The sequence below is a fragment of the Pseudorhodoferax aquiterrae genome (genome assembly GCF_014652235.1).
GTDB lineage: Bacteria > Pseudomonadota > Gammaproteobacteria > Burkholderiales > Burkholderiaceae_C > Pseudorhodoferax > Pseudorhodoferax aquiterrae.
The window spans coordinates 259,906-276,258 of the sequence record NZ_BMYK01000004.1 but is presented as its reverse complement, the minus strand read 5'-3'; the positions used below and the strand labels follow the sequence as shown (position 1 = coordinate 276,258).

The window sequence follows — 16,353 nt, the reverse complement described above, 5'->3', positions numbered from 1 at the left end:
ATGAGCAAGCATTCCCACACCCTCCTGGCGCTGGCCATCGTGCTGGCCATGCCATTGACCATGCAGTCGGGCCTGCTGGCCAGCGAAGTGCTGATCTTCGCGCTGGCCGCCATGGGCTGCAATCTGCTGCTCGGCTACACCGGGCTGCTTTCGTTCGGCCAAGGCATCTTCTTCGGCCTGGGCAGCTACTGCATCGGCATCCTGCTGACCCGCTGGCAGCTGCCCATGCCGCTGGCCCTGCTGGCCGCCGTGGCCATCGGCGCGGCCGGTGCGGCCATCGTCGGCTGGGTCTCGATCCGCCAGCGCGGCACCTACTTCGTCATGCTGACGCTGGCGTTCTCGCAGATGTTCTACTTCGTCGCCTACTCGGCGACGGACCTGACCGGGGGCGACAACGGTCTGCTCGACATCCCGCGTCCGCCGCTGCAGGTGGGCGACACGGTGCTGTGGTCGCTGGCCACGCCCTGGCACTACTACGCCTTCGTCGCGGCGCTGTTCCTGCTGTCGTTCTGGCTGCTGCGCCGCATCTGCGATTCGGTGTTCGGCCGCACCCTGCTGGCCGTGCGCGACAACGAGGAGCGTGCCGGCGCAGTGGGCTACAACCTGCGCCTGCTCAAACTGCAGGCCTTCGTGATCTCCGGCGCCGTCACCGGCCTGGCCAGCGCGCTGCAGGCCATGATGACGGGCATCGCGCCGCTGTCGAACGCCGAGTTCCACACCAGCGAGATGATCCTCGTCATGGCCGTCATCGGCGGCAAGGGCAACCTGCTGGCCTCGGTGCTCGGCGCGGCCTTCTACGTGCTGCTCGGCGACTGGCTGTCCACGCTGTGGCCGCGCTGGTTGCTGCTGCTGGGCGTGGTGCTGATGGTCGTGAGCCTGGGCATGCAGCGCGGCCTGTGGGGCTTGCTGGAGGACGGCTGGGCGCTGGTGCGACCGAAGAAGGGCGACGCGGCCGCCGCTGCCGCAACGCGCGCCGAAGGAGGCCGCGCATGACCAGCGCCGCAGCACCCATCCTGCTGGAAGCCAGGGGCGTCCAGAAGCACTACGGCAAGTTCGTGGCCCTGGGCGGTGTGGATCTGCAGGTCCGGGCCAACACCGTCCATTCGGTGATCGGTCCGAACGGCGCGGGCAAGACCACGCTGTTCCACATGCTCACCGGCAACAAGACGGTGAGCGGCGGCAAGATCGTCTTCGACGGCCACGACGTGACCCACGAGCCGGACCACCGGCGCGTGCGGCGCGGCATGGCACGCTCGTTCCAGGTCACCAGCCTGTTCCCCACGCTGACCGTGCGGGAGAACCTGCGGCTGGCCGCGCAGGGCGTCGCGCCGGCGGGCGCGCACGACCCCTGGCATCCGCCGTTCGGCCGCCGTGCCCGCGCCGAGGTCGTCCACGGCGTGCTGAAGCGGCTCGGCCTGGAGCGCTTGAGCGACACGCCATCCAGCAACCTCTCGCACGGCCAGCAGCGCCGCCTGGAAGTCGGCATGGCGCTGGCCGCCAGGCCCAAGGCCATCTTCCTGGACGAGCCGACCTCCGGCATGGGCATCGACGACCTGGACGAGATGAAGGACCTGATCCAGGGACTCAAAGAAGAGCACACAGTGGTCCTGATCGAGCACAACATGAACATCGTCATGAACATCTCCGACACCATCACGGTGATGCAGCAAGGGCGTGTGATCGCCGAGGGCAAGCCGGACGAGATCCGGAGCAATGCGCTGGTGCGCGCGGCCTACCTCGGAAACATGATCACCGGGGGCAAGGCATGACCGCGCGCATCGGTTCGCAGCGCCCGCGCCACCCGCTGCTCGCCGTCGACGCTGTCCACGCCCACTACGGCAAGAGCCACGTGCTGCAGGGCGTGTCCTTGCAGGTGGCCGATGGCGAGCTGGTCACGCTGCTGGGCCGCAATGGCGCTGGCAAGACGACGACGCTCAAGACCATCGCCGGCGTCATGCCGCCCAGTCAGGGCCGGGTGCGCTTCGGCGACGAAGAGCTCAGCCGGCTGGCGACCCACCAGGTCGCCAAGCGGGGCATCTGCCTGGTGCCCGAGCACCGCGGGGTGTTCAAGCTGCTGACGGTCGAGGAGAACCTGCTGCTCGGCCAGCGCAAGAACTCGCCGTGGCAGCTGGCCGACGTGTACCGCATCTTCCCGCGGCTCAAGGAGCGCCGCAACAACGGCGGAGGGCAGCTGTCCGGCGGCGAGCAGAAGATGCTCGCCATCGGCCGCGCGCTCATGAACGCGCCGCGCCTGTTGATGCTGGACGAGCCCGTGGAGGGCCTGGCGCCGGTCATCGTCGAGGAGATCGTGGCGCAGCTCAAGGTCATCCGGGCCGCCGGCGTGGCGATCCTGCTGGTCGAACAGAACCTGGAGGTCTGCACGCAGCTGGCCGACCGCCACTACATCATCGAACAGGGCGCGATCGTGCACGAAGCGACGAACGCCGCGTTCCTGGCCGACGACGAGGTCAAGGACCGCTACCTCGGGGTGGGGATCCTGTGACCGCGCAACACGCAAGCAACCATGCCGCGGCCGGCCTGCGCGAACGCAGCCCGGGCGAAGCGGCCCAAGGAGAGAAGACAGCCATGCAGGTGACAACCAGCGTCGAAGGACGCGCCCGGGAAATGCGGGTGGACGGAAGGCGCCTGTGGGCGTCGCTGATGGACCTGGCCGCGATCGGTGCCACGCCCAAGGGCGGAGTCTGCCGCCTGGCGCTCACGGACCTGGACCGCCAGGGGCGCGATTTGTTCGTGCGCTGGGCCGAGCAGGCCGGCTGCAGCGTGCGGGTCGACGGCATCGGCAACATCTTCGCGCGCCGCGCCGGCACCGACCCCGACCGCCCGGCCGTGATGACCGGCAGCCACATCGACACACAGCCGACCGGTGGCAAGTTCGACGGCAACTACGGCGTGCTGGCCGGCCTGGAGGTGATCCGCACGCTGAACGCGGCCAGGGTGCAGACGCGCGCCCCGATCGAGGTGGCGGTCTGGACCAACGAGGAAGGCTCCCGGTTCACGCCCGTGATGATGGGATCGGGCGTGCACGCGGGCGCGTTCACGCTGGCGCATGCGCTGGCCCAGACCGATGCCGAAGGCGTGTCCGTCCAGCAGGCCCTGCAGGCCATCGGCTACGCCGGCCAGGCGCCCACGGGAGCGGCCGGCACGGTGGGCGCGTACTTCGAGGCGCACATCGAGCAGGGGCCGGTGCTGGAGAACCATGGCAAGGTCGTGGGTGTCGTGACCGCCGCCCTGGGCCAGCGCTGGTACAACGTCCGGCTGACCGGCATGGAGGCCCACGCAGGCCCCACGCCCATGGAGTTGCGCAAGGACGCCCTGCTGGTCGCCGCCCGGCTCGTCGCCGAGGTGAACCGCATCGCCACCGTGCGCGCACCGCACGGCCGCGGCACGGTCGGATCGCTGCAGGTGTTCCCGAACTCGCGCAACGTGATCCCAGGCCAGGTGACGATGAGCGTGGACCTGCGCGCGCCGGACGATGTCCAGCTGTTGGCCATGGACCAGGACCTGCGCGCGGTCTGCGAGCGCTTTGCGCAGCAGAGCGGCATCGCCATCGACATCGAGCAGGTGGTCAGCTTCCCGCCGCAGCCCTTCGCACCACCCCTGGTGGAATCCATCCGCGCGCACGCGACCGACCTGGGCTACAGCGCCATGGACGTGGTCAGCGGCGCCGGCCACGACGCCGTGTACCTGGCGCGCGTAGCGCCCACGGCGATGATCTTCGTGCCCTGCGCCGACGGCATCAGCCACAACGAAATCGAATCCGCGGAGCCCGAACACCTCGAGGCCGGCTGCAATGTGCTGCTGCGGGCCATGCTCGCCGCAGCGGAAATCCAGGCATGAAGATCCTCATCGCGCGCTTCAACCACGAGACCAACACCTTCTCGCCGGTGCCGACGCCGCTGGCCGCGTTCGCGCCCACCTTCGGGCCGCAGGCCTACGCTGCCAACAAGGGCATGCGCACGGCCATGGCCGCGTTCATCGATGCGGTCGAGGCGATCGGCGCCACACCGGTGACGCCAGTGTCGGCAACAGCCAACCCCAGCGGTCCGGTGCATGCGGCCGCTTACGAGGAAGTGACCCGGCGCATCCTGGACGCGGTGCCCGGCTGCGACGCCATCCTGCTGGACCTGCACGGCGCCATGGTGGCCGAGAACGCGCCCGACGGCGAGGGCGCGCTGCTCGAGCGCGTGCGCGCGGCCGCGCCCGGCGTGCCCATCGGCGTGGCGCTGGACCTGCACGGCAACCTCACCGAGCGCATGGTGCGCAACGCGGACGTGATGGTGGGCTTCAAGACCTACCCCCACATCGACATGTACGAAACGGGCGAGCATGCTGGCCGACTGCTGCTGGAGATGCTCCACGGCCAGGCGCGCTACAAGGTGGTGTGGAAGCAGTTGCCGCTGATGAGTCATACGCTGCGCAGCACCACGCTGGGCGGCGCGATGCAGAGCGCGGTGAACGCGGCCAGGGACCTGGAACGCGCCGGCATGCCGGCCGTGACGGTGTTCAGCGGCTTTGCATTGGCCGACATCGCAGCGCCTTGCATGTCCGTCGTGGCGACCGTGCGGCAGCAGGAGGCCACCGCCGGCCAACGCGCCGTCGATGCCCTGGCCGACGGCATCTGGCAGCAGCGCGAGGCCTACCGCTACGACAGCGAAGCGCTGGCCGACTCGCTGGCGCGCGCCAAGGCGATGGCCGAAGGGCAGGACAAGCCCATCCTGCTGCTCGACCACGGCGACAACTGCATGTCCGGCGGCACCTGCGACACGATGGACGTGCTGCAGGAGGCACTCGCCCAGGGCCTGACCGGCATCGCGGTCGGCCCCGTCTGCGATCCGCAGGCGGTGGCCGAGCTCGTCGCCGCCGGCGTGGGCGCCGAGATCGAGGTCGCGCTGGGGAACAAGGTGCCGCTGGAGCACATTGGCCGCCAGGCCAGGCCGTTGATGCTGCGCGGCACCGTGCGTGCCGTGAGCGACGGCTGGTACACGGTGACCGGCCCGATCTACCGCGGCCAGCGCTTCCACATGGGCCGCTCGGTGCAACTGGACATCGGCACGGCCCAGATCGTCGTGACCGAGCAGACGCAGGAGCCGTGGGACCTGGCGGTGTTCACCTGCGTCGGCATCGATCCCACGCAGGCCCGCTACGTGCTGCTCAAGTCCCGCATGTACTGCCGGCCGGTGTTCGTGCCGCTGTCCGGCGGTCTGGTCGAGTGCGACAGCGCAGGGGTCACCACGGCGGACTTCGGGCGCTTTCCGTACGCCAACATTCAGCGACCGGTGTTTCCATTCGATCCGCTCTGACGCAGGGCGGTGGCGCCTGGCGCGCCGCTGCCTGACGTCAACGTGGCGCTGGTCAGGCCCTGCGCATCTGATGGAGCTTAGGGAACCGCTTATTCAGGAGACTCGGCGCGGCATGCATGTCCTCAACTTCCCGCGACTTCAAGACCGTGCCGCAACGAGGAATCGGAGAGACCTGCGCTGCCCCGAGGAGCCAGCAATCACATAGCAACGATTCGACACCGCTGGAATGACAAAGCCCGCTCAAGGCGGGCTTTGTCAGTGCTTTTCAGCACTCTGTGTTGGTTGCGCGAGAAGGATTTGAACCTCCGACCTTTGGGTTATGAGCCCAACGAGCTACCAGACTGCTCCATCGCGCGGCAAGACAGCAAGTATAGCGTATTTTTACGCCTTCGTCTCTTCCGTGGAAGAAACTTCTTCAGAAACTTCCGGGCGGTCCACGAGTTCGACCAGCGCCATGGGCGCGTTGTCGCCAACGCGGAAACCCATCTTCAGGATGCGCGTGTAGCCACCGGGACGTGCCTTGAAGCGCGGGCCCAGGTCGTTGAACAGCTTGACCACGCTGTCGCGGTTGCGCAGGCGGTCGAAGGCCAGGCGGCGGTTCGCCACCGTGGGTTCCTTAGCCAGCGTGATCATGGGCTCGACGACGCGGCGCAGTTCCTTGGCCTTGGGCAAGGTGGTCTTGATGACTTCGTGCTCGATGAGCGAGTTCATCATGTTGCGCAGCATCGCGAGACGGTGCTCGCTCGTGCGGTTCAGTTTACGGAGGCCGTGTCCGTGACGCATGGTGATTTCCTTTCGTTATCGATCAGGGCGGCCGTACCAGGTACCGCCCGTTCACCAGGTTGAGGGGGAGGAATTATCGCTTGTCCAGACCTGCGGGCGGCCAGCTTTCCAGCTTCATGCCCAGGGTCAGGCCACGCGAGGCCAGCACTTCCTTGATTTCGTTCAAGGACTTGCGGCCCAGGTTCGGCGTCTTCAGCAGCTCGTTTTCAGTGCGCTGGATCAGATCGCCGATGTAGTAGATGTTCTCGGCCTTCAGGCAGTTGGCCGAACGCACGGTCAGTTCGAGTTCGTCGACGGGGCGCAGTAGGATCGGATCGAACTGCGCATTGCCGCGGGGTGCCGGTGCATCGAATGCCGCCAGCTCGCTGCCTTCTAGCTGTGCGAACACGGCCAGTTGCTCGACCAGGATCTTGGCCGAGGCGCGCACGGCGTCTTCGGCGGTGATGGCACCGTTGGTCTCGATCTCGACGACCAGCTTGTCCAAGTCCGTGCGCTGCTCGACGCGGGCGCTTTCGACCGTGTAGCTCACGCGCTTGACGGGCGAGAACGATGCGTCCAGCACAATGCGGCCGATCGACTTGGTCTGCTCGTCGCCATGGCGGCGCATGCTGCCGGGCACGTAGCCACGGCCCTTCTCGACCTTGATCTGCATGTCCAGCTTGCCGCCTTGCGACAGCGTGGCGATGACATGCTCCGGATTGATGATCTCGACGTCGTGGGGCGTCTGGATGTCGGCGGCCGTGACGACGCCGTCGCCGTCCTTGCGCAGGCTCAGCGTGACCTCGTCGCGGTTGTGCAGCTTGAACACCACGCCCTTCAGGTTCAGCAGGATGTTGACCACATCCTCCTGGACACCGTCGATGGACGAGTACTCGTGCAGCACGCCGGCGATCGTGACTTCGGTTGCCGAATAGCCCACCATCGAGGACAGCAGGACTCGGCGCAGCGCGTTGCCCAGCGTGTGACCGTAGCCGCGCTCGAACGGCTCCAAAGCAACTTTGGCCCGGTTCGGGCCAAGTTGCTCCACATTGATGGCTTTGGGTTTCAGCAGATTGGTTTGCATGCAGCTTCCTCTCAATACCCCCAGCTCGTTACACCGGTAAGGCTGGTGAAGTGCCTAGGCCCGCGTGCGTGCGGGCCCAGGAATGAATCGCTTGGTGCGTCGCGCCGATCAGCGCGAATACAGTTCGACGATCAGCGATTCGTTGATGTCGGCGCCGAACTCATCGCGGTCCGGCGTCTTCTTGAAGGTGCCTTCGGCCTTGTCCACGCTGACTTCCACCCAGGCCGGGATACCGACTTGCTGGGCCAGTTGCAGCGCTTCGACGATGCGGTTCTGCTTCTTGGACTTCTCGCGCACGGCCACCACGTCGCCGACCTTGACCATGTAGGAGGCGATGTTCACGCTCTTGCCGTTCACGGTGATGGCCTTGTGCGAGACCAGCTGGCGCGCTTCGGCGCGCGTGGAGCCGAAGCCCATGCGGTAGACCACGTTGTCCAGGCGCGATTCCAGCAGCGTGAGCAGGTTGGCGCCGGTGTTGCCACGGCGGCGGTCGGCTTCCTCGAAGTAGCGGCGGAACTGCTTCTCGAGCACGCCGTACATGCGCTTGACCTTCTGCTTCTCGCGCAGCTGCAGGCCGTAGTCGCTGGTGCGCGAACCCGAGGTGCGGCCGTGCTGGCCAGGCTTGGAGTCGAACTTGGCCTTGTCGCTGATCGAGCGGCGGGCGCTCTTCAGGAACAGGTCGGTGCCTTCGCGGCGGGAGAGTTTGGCCTTGGGGCCGAGATAGCGTGCCACTTGGTGTGTCCTTTGAATCAACTGCTGCCGCGGCATGCGGCAGGAGCCGTCGGTCAGATGCCGACGGCGGTGGGCTTATGAGAGAAGCGAGAAACGCTCAGATGCGGCGGCGCTTTTGCGGGCGGCAGCCGTTGTGCGGGACAGGCGTCACGTCGGAGATCGACGTGATGCGGATGCCCAGGGCGCCCAGTGCACGCACCGAGGACTCGCGGCCGGGGCCGGGGCCCTTGATCTCGACGTCCAGGTTCTTGATGCCCTGCTCCATGGCCGCACGGCCAGCCACTTCGGACGCCACCTGGGCAGCGAAGGGCGTGGACTTGCGCGAGCCCTTGAAGCCTTGACCACCGGACGATGCCCACGACAGGGCGTTGCCCTGGCGGTCGGTGATCGTGATGATGGTGTTGTTGAAGGAAGCGTGCACGTGCGCAACACCGTCGGAGACGTTCTTGCGGACCTTCTTGCGCACGCGCTGGGCGGCGTTGTTCGACGGTTGCTTAGCCATGGTGATCTCTCAATCTCTTTACTTCTTCAGGGCCTGGGCGGCCTTGCGCGGACCCTTGCGGGTGCGGGCGTTGGTGCGCGTGCGCTGACCGCGCATCGGCAGGCCGCGGCGATGACGGAAACCGCGGTAGCAGCCGATGTCCATCAGGCGCTTGATGTTCATCGTGGTCTCGCGGCGCAGGTCACCTTCGATCGTGAACTGGGCGATCTGGTCGCGGATCTTTTCCAGGTCGCCGTCCGTCAGATCCTTGACCTTCTTGGCGAAGTCGATGCCGCAAGCGACGCAGATCTTGCGTGCGCGGGTGCGGCCGATGCCATAAATCGCGGTCAGGCCGATCTCAGCGTGCTGATGCGGCGGAATGTTGATACCAGCAATACGTGCCATAACGTCCTCTTAAATCCTGCTCAGCCTTGGCGCTGCTTGTGACGCGGATCGGTGCAGATCACGCGGACCACGCCGTTGCGGCGGATGATCTTGCAGTTGCGGCAGATTTTCTTGACCGAAGCCGAAACTCTCATAACTCTCTCCTAAAACTGTTTGCCCTTGCCAACCCATTGGTGCGGAACCTCTTCCGCACTCGCGACAGGTCGTAAGGCGTCAATTCGACCGTCACCTTGCCACCGCAGTCGGGGCGGACGCGTGTCCGACCCTTCCCGGTGAAATCCTTCTTCAACCGCCCTTGAAGTTCGCCTTCTTGAGCAGGGACTCGTACTGCTGCGACATCATGTAGTTCTGCACCTGGGCCATGAAGTCCATGGTGACGACCACGATGATCAGCAGCGACGTGCCTCCGAAGTAGAACGGAACGTTGTACTTCAGGATCAGGAACTCCGGCAGCAGGCAGACGAAGGTGATGTAGATGGCACCGGCCAACGTCAGTCGCAGCAGGATCTTGTCGATGTAGCGTGCGGTCTGCTCGCCCGGACGGATGCCCGGAATAAACGCGCCGCTCTTCTTCAGGTTGTCTGCCGTCTCACGGCTGTTGAACACCAGCGCCGTGTAGAAGAAGCAGAAGAACACGATCGCCGCGGCGTAGAACATCACGTAGACCGGCTGGCCGGGGCTCAGCGTCGCGGCGGCATCGCGCAGCAGACGGGAGAACCAGCTCTCGCCACCCGAGCTCATCCAGCCCACCACCGTCGCCGGCAGCAGGATGATGGACGAGGCGAAGATGGGCGGGATCACACCGGCCATGTTCAGCTTCAGGGGCAGGTGGGACGATTGCCCGCCGTACACCTTGTTGCCGACCTGGCGCCGCGCATAGTTCACGAGGATCTTGCGCTGACCACGTTCCACGAACACCACGAAGTAGGTGACCAGGGCCACGACGACCACGATGATCAGCGCCACGATGATGCTCATCGCACCCGTGCGCACCAGCTCCAGCAGGCCGCCGATGGAACTCGGCAGACCGGCCGCGATGCCGGCGAAGATCAGGATCGAGATGCCGTTGCCCAGACCACGCTCGGTGATCTGCTCACCCAGCCACATCAGGAACATCGTGCCCGCCGTCAGGCTCACGACCGCCGTCATGCGGAAGCCGAAGCCGGGCGAGATCACCAGGCCAGCCGAGCTTTCCAGCGCGATCGCGATCGACAGCGACTGGAACAGCGCCAGCGCCAGCGTGCCATAACGCGTGAACTGCGTGATCTTGCGACGACCGGCCTCGCCTTCCTTCTTCAACTGCTCGAAGGTCGGCACGACGTAGGTCGCCAGCTGCATGATGATCGACGCCGAGATGTACGGCATGATCCCCAACGCGAACACGGTGAAGCGCGACAGCGCTCCGCCCGAGAACATGTTGAACAGGTTCAGGATGCCGCCTTGCTGGCCGCTGAACAACTGACGCAGCTGATCTGGGTTGATGCCCGGCACCGGGATGTGCGCCCCGATGCGGTAGACAACCAGCGCCAGCAGCAAGAAGACCAGCCGGCGACGCAGGTCGCCGAACTTGCCCGTCTTTGCGATGTTTGCCGAACTAGTGGCCACCAGGCAGATCCTCGTTCACGACCTGTGGATCAGGCCAGGCTGCCGCCGGCTGCTTCGATCGCAGCCTTGGCAGATGCGGTGGCGCCGATGCCGGTCAGCTTCACGGCCAGCGTCAGCTTGCCCGTGTTGATGACCTTGACGACCTTGGCCTGCTCGGCGATCAGGCCGGCTTGCTTGAGCGTCAGCACGTCGACTTCGCCCGCGCCCAGCTTCTCCAGCGCAGCGAGGGTGACCTCGGCGTTGAATTGCAGCAGGTGCGACTTGAAGCCACGCTTGGGCAGGCGACGGTGCATGGGCATTTGACCGCCCTCGAAGCCGACCTTGTGGTAGCCACCAGCGCGCGACTTCTGGCCCTTGTGACCGCGGCCCGCGGTCTTGCCCAGGCCGGAGCCGATGCCGCGGCCGACACGGCGCTTGGCATGCTTGGCGCCAGCGGCGGGTTGGATGCTGTTGAGTTCCATCGTCGTTCCTCTTACAGGACCTTCACCAGGTAGGCGATCTTGTTGATCATGCCGCGCACCTCGGGGGAGTCCTTCAGTTCGCTCACGCTGTTGAGCTTGCGCAGGCCCAGGCCGCGCACGGTGGCACGGTGGGATTCCTTGGTGCCAATGGGGCTGCGCACCAGCTGCACCTTCACGGTTTGTTGGGTAGACATGTCTGTTCCCTCGCTCAGCCGAAGATCTCTTCGACCGTCTTGCCACGCTTGGCGGCCACTTCACCCGGCGTGGTGGAGTTGCGCAGCGCGTCCAGCGTTGCACGCACCATGTTGTACGGGTTGGACGAGCCATGGCTCTTGGCCACGACGTCGGTGATGCCCAGCACTTCGAACACGGCGCGCATCGGGCCGCCGGCGATGATGCCGGTACCCTTGGGGGCCGGGCTCATCATGACGCGGGCGGCGCCATGGTGGCCGTGCACCGTGTGGAACACGGTACCGTTCTTCAGCGTGACCTTGAGCATGTTGCGACGGGCTTCGTCCATCGCCTTTTGCACGGCTGCAGGCACTTCCTTGGACTTGCCCTTGCCCATACCGACGCGGCCGTCACCGTCGCCGACCACGGTCAGTGCGGCGAAACCGAGGATACGGCCGCCCTTCACCACCTTGGTCACGCGGTTGACCGCGATCATCTTCTCGCGCAGGCCGTCCTCAGGCCCTTCAGCCTTGCCCTGCATCTTCCCTTGCATTCTTGCCATGATGGATTCCGATCTCTTTAGAACTGCAAGCCGGCTTCACGGGCGGCGTCGGCCAAGGCCTTGACGCGGCCGTGGTAGGCGAAGCCGGAGCGGTCGAAGGCGACCTTCTCGACGCCGGCGGCCTTGGCCTTCTCGGCGATGCGCTTGCCGATCACCGTGGCAGCGGCGGCATTGCCGCCCTTGCCCGAGGCGCCCAGTTCCTTGCGCACGTCGGCTTCCAGCGTGGAAGCGGAGGCCAGCACCTTGGCACCGTCGCCGGAGATGACGCTGGCGTAGATGTGCAGGTTGGTACGGTTCACGGTCAGGCGTGCAACGCCTTGCGTGGCGATCCGGATACGGGTCTGACGCGCGCGGCGCAGACGTTGTTCTTTCTTGGTCAACATCATGCTGCCCCTTACTTCTTCTTCGTTTCCTTGATCGTGACCTTCTCGTCCGCGTAGCGGATGCCCTTGCCCTTGTAGGGCTCGGGCGGACGGATGGCACGAATCTCGGCGGCGATCTGGCCGACGCGCTGGCGGTCGGCACCCTTGATCACGATTTCCGTGGGAGCGGGCGTGGCCACCGTGATGCCGGCGGGCATGTCCACATTGACGGGGTGCGAATAGCCGACGGCCAGGTTCAGCTTGGCGCCCTGTGCGGTGGCCTTGTAGCCCACGCCGATCAGGGTCAGCTTTTTCTCGAAGCCCTTGCTGACGCCGACCACCATGTTGTTCACCAGCTGGCGCATGGTGCCGCTCATGGCATTGGCTTCGCGCGATTCGTCGATGGGCGTGAAGCTCAGCTTGCCGCCTTCGCTCTTGACCGTGACCAGACGGTTCTGGGCCAGCGACAGCTGACCGCCCGAACCCTTGACGCTGATCTGGTCGTCCTTGACCGCCACGTCCACGCCCGCAGGAATGGACACCGGCGCTTTACCTACTCGAGACATTTGCTCTTTCTCCTGCTGCCGGTTTTAGGCGACGTAGCAAAGGACTTCGCCACCCACACCGGATGCGCGCGCCTTGCGGTCGGTCATGACGCCCTTGGGCGTCGTCACGATGGCCACGCCCAGGCCGTTCTGGACCTGGGGAATGGCGTCGCGGCCCTTGTAGACGCGCAGGCCGGGACGGCTCACGCGCTCGATGCGCTCGATCACCGGACGGCCGGCGTAGTACTTCAGCGCGATTTCCAGCTCGGACTTGTTGCCGTCCTGGACGACGCGGAAACCGTCGATGTAGCCCTCGTCCTTCAGGACCTGGGCGATGGCGATCTTCACTTTGGAAGAAGGCAGCGACACCGTGGTCTTGGACACCATCTGCGCGTTGCGGATGCGGGTCAGCAGGTCGGCGATCGGATCACTCATGCTCATTTCGAAACTCCTGCCTGCTTACCAGCTGGCCTTGGTCACGCCGGGGATGTCGCCCGCGAAAGCCATTTCGCGGATCTTGGCGCGGCCGAGACCGAATTGACGGAAGGTGCCACGCGGACGGCCCGTGATTTCGCAGCGGTTGCGCTGGCGCGTGGGGTTGGCGTTGCGCGGCAGCTTCTGCAGCGCCAGACGGGCGGCGTCGCGCTCTTCTTCGCTGTGCTTGGCGCTGTTGGCGATGCCCTTCAGCTCGGCATGCTTGGCTGCGAACTTGGCAACCAGACGTTCCCGCTTCAGTTCGCGTTCGATCAAAGCTTTTTTGGCCATGGATCTGTCCTCAGTTCTTGAACGGGAATTTGAAGCCGGCGAGCAGTGCCTTGCACTCTTCGTCGGTCTTGGCCGTCGTGGTGATGCTGATGTTCAGGCCGCGCAGGGCGTCGACCTTGTCGTACTCGATCTCGGGGAAGATGATCTGTTCCTTGACCCCGATGTTGTAGTTGCCGCGGCCATCGAAGGCACGGCCGCTGATACCGCGGAAGTCGCGCACGCGCGGCAGGGCCACGGTGACGAAGCGGTCCAGGAATTCGTACATCTTCACGCCACGCAGCGTGACCATGCAGCCGATGGCCTGGCCTTCACGGATCTTGAAGCCGGCGATGGCCTTCTTGGCCTTGGTCACGACGGGCTTCTGGCCGGCGATCTTGGTCAGGTCGCCAACGGCGTTGTCCATGATCTTCTTGTCGGCGACGGCCTCGCTCACGCCCATGTTCAGCGTGATCTTGGTCAGGCGCGGGACCTGCATCGGCGACTTGTAGCCGAACTTGGCGGTCAGCTCGGGAGCGATCTTGTCGCGGTACTGTTCTTGCAGTCGTGCCATGGTCATGCCACCTTGATTTCTTCGCCGCTGGACTTGAACACGCGGGTGCGCGTCTTGCCATCTGCGGACAGCTTGATGCCCACGCGGTCGGCCTTGCCGGTGGCGGCGTTGAAGATCGCCACGTTGGATTGGTGGATGGGCATGCCCTTTTCCACGATGCCGCCGGTGGTGCCCTTCATGGGGTTCGGCTTCACATGCTTCTTGACGAGGTTGATGCCCTCGACCACCAGATGCGAATCGTCCGAACGCAGCAGCACCTTGCCGCGCTTGCCCTTGTCGCGCCCGGTCAGCACGATCACTTCGTCGCCCTTGCGAATCTTGTTCATGGCGTCCTCTTACAGAACTTCGGGGGCCAGGGACACGATCTTCATGAACTTCTCGGTGCGCAGTTCGCGCGTCACGGGTCCGAAGATGCGGGTGCCGATGGGCTCCAGCTTGTTGTTGAGCAGCACGGCGGCATTGCCGTCGAACTTGACGAGCGAGCCGTCGCCGCGGCGGATGCCCTTGGCGGTGCGCACCACGACGGCGCTGTAGATCTCGCCCTTCTTGACGCGACCGCGCGGCGCAGCTTCCTTGACGCTCACCTTGATGATGTCGCCGACACTGGCGTAGCGACGCTTGGAGCCGCCCAGCACCTTGATGCACAGGACGGACTTCGCACCCGTGTTGTCGGCCACGTCCAGCCGGGATTCAGTTTGGATCATTTAGCTTATTCCCAACTTGTACCGGGAGGGCCGCGGCACCGGGACAACCCCGAACCTGCAACCCGCCTGGTCAGTCTTGGGCCCGTCGCTCACACCCCGAACCACTCGGAGCGCTCACGTTTGGGCAAGAAACTTCATCGCCTTTTAGGGGCGAAGCCCGCGATTATGTTCGCGCTTGAAAAGCGTGTCAAGTAGCTAACACGTGAGACACGTCAGGGCGCCGTGGCGGGCAGATAGGACTGGGCCAGGGCCTGGAAGGATTCGGGCTCGGGGGCGGGGCAGCCCTCCTCGCGCAAGATCTCCGCCACCGGCCGCGCCAGTGCGGCCGCTTGGCGTGCATCCAGGAACAGCAGACGCACGCGCCGGGCCAACACGTCCTCGACCGTGCGTGCATATTCATGGCGCGCGGCGAAGCGCACCATGGCCTCGCTGACGCCGGAGCCGAGCATGCGCTCACTTCCTGGCGTGGCGGCCACGGCTGCCCAGTCGCTGCCATAGCCTTGCGCGCCCTGCGGCGCGCTCATGGCGGGCCGGTCCTGCGGCAACCGGTCGTCCGCGCCCACCAGGCGCAGCCGCTGGGTGCGGCACGGCGCTTCGCCGGGCAGCAGCCGGCGTGCGTAGCATTGCTGCAACACGTCTTCGGCCATGGCGCGGTAGGTGGTCCATTTGCCGCCGGTCACGGTGACGAGGCCGCTGGCGCTGACCTGCACCGTGTGCTCGCGGCTGATCTTTTTGGTGGCGGCGTCCTCGCCCGAGGGCTTGACCAGCGGGCGCAGGCCGACCCAGCAGCTCAGGATGTCGCCGCGCGTGGGCGGGCGGGCCAGGTAGCGGGCCGATTCGCGCAGGATGAAGTCCAGCTCCTCGGCGAACGGGCGCGGCTCATAGGGCAGGTCCTGGCGCGGCGTGTCGGTCGTGCCGAGGATCAGCTTGCCGAGCCAGGGCACGGCGAAAAGCACGCGGCCATCGGCCGTCTTGGGCACCAGCAACGCGTGGTCGGTCGGCATGAACGCGCGGTCGACCACGGCATGCACGCCCTGGCTGGGCGCGACGATGGGCGTGACCGGCCGTGCCAGCGCCTGGGCATCCTGCGCGCGCAGCTGGTCGACCCAGACGCCGGTGGCATTGACCACGCAACCGGCGCGCACGGTGTGCACGGCCCCGGTCTCGCGGTCTTCCAAGGTGAGGCCGACGACTTTGCCGCCTTCGTGCACGAGGCCCGTGGCCGCGCAGTAGTTGATCGCCAGCGCCCCATGCCGCGCCGCCGTGCGCGCCAGCGCCAGCGCCAGCCGCGCATCGTCGAACTGGCCGTCCCAGTACAAGACGCCGCCCTTGAGACCCTGCGGCCGGATGTTGGGCAAGGCCGACAGCACGCCGCCTCGTGACAGGAAGCGCGTGGAACCCAGGCCCGCGTCGCCGGCCAGCAGGTCGTAGGCCTTGAGGCCGGCGCCGTAGAACGGCCCCTCCCACAGCGCGTAGCAGGGCATCACGAAGGCCAGCGGCTGGGCCAGGTGCGGCGCGTTGTGCAGGAGCGTGGTGCGCTCGTGCAGCGCCTCGCGCACCAGGCCCACGTTGCCCTGGGCCAGGTAGCGCACACCGCCGTGCACGAGCTTGGTCGCGCGCGAAGACGTGCCCTTGGCGAAGTCGTGCGACTCCACCAGCAGCGTGCGCAGCCCGCGCGAGGCCGCGTCCACGGCCACGCCCAGGCCGGTGGCGCCACCGCCGACGATGGCGATGTCGAACGCCGGCGCAGCGCCAAGCGCCGCGAACAGCGCCGCGCGCTCGGTGGCCAGAGGGGAGGAAGGGCTGGAACTCATGGGATGGGCGGGCCGCGCCCGCGCTGGTG

At 66.1% G+C, this 16,353-nt stretch carries 23 protein-coding genes and 1 tRNA gene; 5 read left to right on the top strand and 19 right to left on the bottom strand.

What is annotated here, in order from left to right; genetic code table 11:
- The 5 genes from IE209_RS09270 (at window position 1) to IE209_RS09250 (ending at window position 5,321) form a co-directional block, all read left to right on the top strand.
- Entirely contained in the window at window positions 1–993 is a 993-nt protein-coding gene (locus tag IE209_RS09270) for a branched-chain amino acid ABC transporter permease (protein WP_189686656.1), read from the top strand.
- Window positions 990–1,769 carry an ABC transporter ATP-binding protein gene (locus IE209_RS09265; protein WP_189686655.1) on the top strand — a complete coding sequence of 260 codons (780 nt, stop codon included), beginning with the start codon at window positions 990–992 and terminating at the stop codon, window positions 1,767–1,769. Before IE209_RS09270 ends, IE209_RS09265 begins: the two co-directional genes overlap by 4 nt.
- Window positions 1,766–2,503 (top strand): ABC transporter ATP-binding protein, encoded by a 738-nt coding sequence (locus IE209_RS09260; protein WP_189686654.1) that lies wholly within the window; start codon window positions 1,766–1,768, stop codon window positions 2,501–2,503. Before IE209_RS09265 ends, IE209_RS09260 begins: the two co-directional genes overlap by 4 nt.
- Window positions 2,504–2,586: 83 nt before the next feature.
- Entirely contained in the window at window positions 2,587–3,858 is a 1,272-nt protein-coding gene (locus IE209_RS09255) for a Zn-dependent hydrolase (RefSeq protein WP_189686653.1), read from the top strand.
- Window positions 3,855–5,321: a M81 family metallopeptidase gene (locus tag IE209_RS09250; RefSeq protein WP_189686652.1), complete on the top strand. Its 1,467-nt coding sequence runs from the start codon at window positions 3,855–3,857 to the stop codon at window positions 5,319–5,321. The genes IE209_RS09255 and IE209_RS09250 overlap by 4 nt, the downstream gene beginning before the upstream one ends.
- 279 nt (window positions 5,322–5,600) lie before the next feature.
- Here the strand turns inward: IE209_RS09250 and IE209_RS09245 are convergent.
- From IE209_RS09245 to IE209_RS09155, 19 genes are all read right to left on the bottom strand, one after another.
- A tRNA-Met gene (locus IE209_RS09245) sits at window positions 5,601–5,677 on the bottom strand.
- A 25-nt stretch (window positions 5,678–5,702) separates the two neighbouring features.
- A complete protein-coding gene (gene rplQ, locus IE209_RS09240; RefSeq protein ID WP_145548750.1) occupies window positions 5,703–6,104 on the bottom strand; it encodes a 50S ribosomal protein L17 in 402 nt (133 codons plus the stop codon).
- Window positions 6,105–6,177: 73 nt separating this feature from the next.
- Window positions 6,178–7,167 (bottom strand): DNA-directed RNA polymerase subunit alpha, encoded by a 990-nt coding sequence (locus IE209_RS09235; RefSeq protein WP_056671768.1) that lies wholly within the window; start codon window positions 7,165–7,167, stop codon window positions 6,178–6,180.
- A 108-nt stretch (window positions 7,168–7,275) separates the two neighbouring features.
- Window positions 7,276–7,899, bottom strand: a complete 624-nt coding sequence (gene rpsD, locus IE209_RS09230) for a 30S ribosomal protein S4 (RefSeq protein ID WP_189686651.1) — start codon at window positions 7,897–7,899, stop codon at window positions 7,276–7,278.
- 97 nt (window positions 7,900–7,996) lie between these two features.
- On the bottom strand, window positions 7,997–8,401 hold the full coding sequence (gene rpsK, locus IE209_RS09225) for a 30S ribosomal protein S11 (RefSeq protein WP_056671764.1): 405 nt from the start codon (window positions 8,399–8,401) through the stop codon (window positions 7,997–7,999).
- 18 nt (window positions 8,402–8,419) lie between these two features.
- Entirely contained in the window at window positions 8,420–8,785 is a 366-nt protein-coding gene (rpsM, locus tag IE209_RS09220) for a 30S ribosomal protein S13 (protein ID WP_189686650.1), read from the bottom strand.
- Between the two features lie 20 nt (window positions 8,786–8,805).
- Window positions 8,806–8,919 carry a 50S ribosomal protein L36 gene (gene rpmJ / locus IE209_RS09215; RefSeq protein WP_006297867.1) on the bottom strand — a complete coding sequence of 38 codons (114 nt, stop codon included), beginning with the start codon at window positions 8,917–8,919 and terminating at the stop codon, window positions 8,806–8,808.
- 151 nt (window positions 8,920–9,070) lie between these two features.
- Window positions 9,071–10,390, bottom strand: a complete 1,320-nt coding sequence (secY, locus tag IE209_RS09210) for a preprotein translocase subunit SecY (protein ID WP_189686649.1) — start codon at window positions 10,388–10,390, stop codon at window positions 9,071–9,073.
- Window positions 10,391–10,419: 29 nt separating this feature from the next.
- On the bottom strand, window positions 10,420–10,851 hold the full coding sequence (gene rplO / locus IE209_RS09205) for a 50S ribosomal protein L15 (protein ID WP_145548754.1): 432 nt from the start codon (window positions 10,849–10,851) through the stop codon (window positions 10,420–10,422).
- A gap of 11 nt (window positions 10,852–10,862) precedes the next feature.
- Entirely contained in the window at window positions 10,863–11,045 is a 183-nt protein-coding gene (gene rpmD / locus IE209_RS09200; RefSeq protein WP_145548755.1) for a 50S ribosomal protein L30, read from the bottom strand.
- A 14-nt stretch (window positions 11,046–11,059) separates the two neighbouring features.
- A complete protein-coding gene (rpsE, locus tag IE209_RS09195) occupies window positions 11,060–11,584 on the bottom strand; it encodes a 30S ribosomal protein S5 (RefSeq protein ID WP_145548756.1) in 525 nt (174 codons plus the stop codon).
- Window positions 11,585–11,601: 17 nt separating this feature from the next.
- Window positions 11,602–11,967 carry a 50S ribosomal protein L18 gene (rplR, locus tag IE209_RS09190; protein ID WP_145548757.1) on the bottom strand — a complete coding sequence of 122 codons (366 nt, stop codon included), beginning with the start codon at window positions 11,965–11,967 and terminating at the stop codon, window positions 11,602–11,604.
- 11 nt (window positions 11,968–11,978) lie between these two features.
- Window positions 11,979–12,512, bottom strand: coding sequence for a 50S ribosomal protein L6 (gene rplF, locus IE209_RS09185; RefSeq protein WP_189686648.1), 534 nt, complete (start codon window positions 12,510–12,512; stop codon window positions 11,979–11,981).
- A 24-nt stretch (window positions 12,513–12,536) separates the two neighbouring features.
- Entirely contained in the window at window positions 12,537–12,932 is a 396-nt protein-coding gene (gene rpsH, locus IE209_RS09180) for a 30S ribosomal protein S8 (RefSeq protein ID WP_145548759.1), read from the bottom strand.
- A gap of 18 nt (window positions 12,933–12,950) precedes the next feature.
- Window positions 12,951–13,256, bottom strand: coding sequence for a 30S ribosomal protein S14 (gene rpsN, locus IE209_RS09175; protein WP_189686647.1), 306 nt, complete (start codon window positions 13,254–13,256; stop codon window positions 12,951–12,953).
- A gap of 10 nt (window positions 13,257–13,266) precedes the next feature.
- Window positions 13,267–13,806: a 50S ribosomal protein L5 gene (rplE, locus tag IE209_RS09170; RefSeq protein ID WP_189686646.1), complete on the bottom strand. Its 540-nt coding sequence runs from the start codon at window positions 13,804–13,806 to the stop codon at window positions 13,267–13,269.
- A gap of 2 nt (window positions 13,807–13,808) precedes the next feature.
- Window positions 13,809–14,132: a 50S ribosomal protein L24 gene (gene rplX / locus IE209_RS09165; RefSeq protein WP_145548762.1), complete on the bottom strand. Its 324-nt coding sequence runs from the start codon at window positions 14,130–14,132 to the stop codon at window positions 13,809–13,811.
- Window positions 14,133–14,141: 9 nt separating this feature from the next.
- Complete coding sequence (rplN, locus tag IE209_RS09160; protein ID WP_145548763.1) at window positions 14,142–14,510, bottom strand: 50S ribosomal protein L14; 369 nt, start codon at window positions 14,508–14,510, stop codon at window positions 14,142–14,144.
- Window positions 14,511–14,722: 212 nt separating this feature from the next.
- Window positions 14,723–16,324, bottom strand: coding sequence for a glycerol-3-phosphate dehydrogenase/oxidase (locus IE209_RS09155; RefSeq protein ID WP_189686645.1), 1,602 nt, complete (start codon window positions 16,322–16,324; stop codon window positions 14,723–14,725).
- Between the last annotated feature and the right edge of the window lie 29 nt (window positions 16,325–16,353).

Bases quoted from the DNA above. Each gene is read 5' to 3' on its own strand.
- IE209_RS09265 (WP_189686655.1), top strand. From the start codon at position 990: ATGACCAGCGCCGCAGCACCCATCCTGCTGGAAGCCAGGGGCGTCCAG.
- rpmJ (WP_006297867.1), bottom strand. From the start codon at position 8,919: ATGAGAGTTTCGGCTTCGGTCAAGAAAATCTGCCGCAACTGCAAGATC.
- rplR (WP_145548757.1), bottom strand. From the start codon at position 11,967: ATGTTGACCAAGAAAGAACAACGTCTGCGCCGCGCGCGTCAGACCCGT.
- rpmD (WP_145548755.1), bottom strand. From the start codon at position 11,045: ATGTCTACCCAACAAACCGTGAAGGTGCAGCTGGTGCGCAGCCCCATT.
- rpsH (WP_145548759.1), bottom strand. From the start codon at position 12,932: ATGAGCATGAGTGATCCGATCGCCGACCTGCTGACCCGCATCCGCAAC.
- rpsK (WP_056671764.1), bottom strand. From the start codon at position 8,401: ATGGCTAAGCAACCGTCGAACAACGCCGCCCAGCGCGTGCGCAAGAAG.
- rpsN (WP_189686647.1), bottom strand. From the start codon at position 13,256: ATGGCCAAAAAAGCTTTGATCGAACGCGAACTGAAGCGGGAACGTCTG.
- rpsM (WP_189686650.1), bottom strand. From the start codon at position 8,785: ATGGCACGTATTGCTGGTATCAACATTCCGCCGCATCAGCACGCTGAG.
- rplE (WP_189686646.1), bottom strand. From the start codon at position 13,806: ATGGCACGACTGCAAGAACAGTACCGCGACAAGATCGCTCCCGAGCTG.
- IE209_RS09255 (WP_189686653.1), top strand. From the start codon at position 2,587: ATGCAGGTGACAACCAGCGTCGAAGGACGCGCCCGGGAAATGCGGGTG.
- rplQ (WP_145548750.1), bottom strand. From the start codon at position 6,104: ATGCGTCACGGACACGGCCTCCGTAAACTGAACCGCACGAGCGAGCAC.
- IE209_RS09155 (WP_189686645.1), bottom strand. From the start codon at position 16,324: ATGAGTTCCAGCCCTTCCTCCCCTCTGGCCACCGAGCGCGCGGCGCTG.
- rplF (WP_189686648.1), bottom strand. From the start codon at position 12,512: ATGTCTCGAGTAGGTAAAGCGCCGGTGTCCATTCCTGCGGGCGTGGAC.
- rpsE (WP_145548756.1), bottom strand. From the start codon at position 11,584: ATGGCAAGAATGCAAGGGAAGATGCAGGGCAAGGCTGAAGGGCCTGAG.
- IE209_RS09250 (WP_189686652.1), top strand. From the start codon at position 3,855: ATGAAGATCCTCATCGCGCGCTTCAACCACGAGACCAACACCTTCTCG.
- rplN (WP_145548763.1), bottom strand. From the start codon at position 14,510: ATGATCCAAACTGAATCCCGGCTGGACGTGGCCGACAACACGGGTGCG.
- IE209_RS09270 (WP_189686656.1), top strand. From the start codon at position 1: ATGAGCAAGCATTCCCACACCCTCCTGGCGCTGGCCATCGTGCTGGCC.
- rplX (WP_145548762.1), bottom strand. From the start codon at position 14,132: ATGAACAAGATTCGCAAGGGCGACGAAGTGATCGTGCTGACCGGGCGC.
- rplO (WP_145548754.1), bottom strand. From the start codon at position 10,851: ATGGAACTCAACAGCATCCAACCCGCCGCTGGCGCCAAGCATGCCAAG.
- IE209_RS09260 (WP_189686654.1), top strand. From the start codon at position 1,766: ATGACCGCGCGCATCGGTTCGCAGCGCCCGCGCCACCCGCTGCTCGCC.
- IE209_RS09235 (WP_056671768.1), bottom strand. From the start codon at position 7,167: ATGCAAACCAATCTGCTGAAACCCAAAGCCATCAATGTGGAGCAACTT.